At 64.6% G+C, this 1,094-nt stretch carries 1 protein-coding gene; it reads left to right on the top strand.

Annotated elements, in window-relative coordinates:
* Nucleotides 1–287: 287 nt before the first annotated feature.
* Nucleotides 288–1,076, top strand: coding sequence for a rolling circle replication-associated protein (locus tag ACQKMP_RS30510; protein WP_404684434.1), 789 nt, complete (start codon nucleotides 288–290; stop codon nucleotides 1,074–1,076).
* Nucleotides 1,077–1,094 lie beyond the last annotated feature (18 nt).

The raw sequence follows: 1,094 nt of genomic DNA on the forward strand, positions 1-1,094 counted from the left end.
CTGCTGACCGCTCTGTACCCAGGTGCCGAGGGTAGGCCGCCCGGACGACCTGCAACGGACGTTAGGACGGTGCGGGGCGCCCGGACGGCCCGCCCCTTGATTAGTGGTTACATAACGGGACGCGGGGCCGTACACTCAACCCATCCGGTCGCGGTGGCTCTAGGGGGCGGACCGGAAAAAAAGAACCCCGCAGCGCGCCAACGCTCGGGGTCATGACCAGCAACGGATCAGGACCGATGCCAGTAATCACATTGTACCCGCATGGCGGGAAGGGCGGCGTTGCGCCCATGAAGAACAGCCATGCCCGCGCCCTGCGCGGTGAAGTCCACGGTTGGTCCTACGGCGCCACACGGCGCAACACCGAGTTCCTCATGTCCATCAGGGAGGACCGTCTCACGGGAGCCGGTGTGGCCCTGACGCTCACTCTTCGTGATTGCCCTCCGACCTCCGACGACTGGCACAAGCTACGCCGTGCGTGGGAGAAGCGGATGGTGCGGGCCGGTATGGTTCGGCTGCATTGGGTGACCGAGTGGCAGCGACGTGGAGTACCGCACCTGCACTGCGCGATCTGGTTTGACGCCATGTATGACATCGCCGGCGCAATCGATGCCTGGGTGGCAGTGGCAGGCGTCTACGGCGCCGGCCACCGGGGTCAGCACGGACGCATGATTGATGGCCCTGTGGGCTGGTTCCAGTACCTCAGCAAACACGCTGCACGCGGCGTTTCTCACTACCAGCGTTCGATCGACAACGTGCCAGAGGCGTGGCAGAAAAAGACCGGGCGGGTATGGGGTAAAGGCGGAGATTGGCCAGTGCAGGAAAAGGTCAGGATCAACCTTCAGGATCAGCACGGCGACGGTGGGTGGTTCGCTTATCGACGGCTCATGCGGTCGTGGCGGTTGGCCAACGCCAGGTCATCAGGGGATGCGTACCGCATCCGGTCAGCGCGGAAGATGCTCACCTGCAATGACCCAGTCCGCGCCCGCCTGATCGGCTTCATGGAGTGGTCGCCCTACGAGGTGCAGATGGCCCTTCTGGCCAACGTGGCTGCCCGCGGGTACTCGATCACCTGCTGAGTGGGGTGTGGGGCCGCT

The organism is Paenibacillus sp. NPDC101420 (assembly GCF_050277435.1).
GTDB lineage: Bacteria > Bacillota > Bacilli > Paenibacillales > Paenibacillaceae > Paenibacillus_AQ.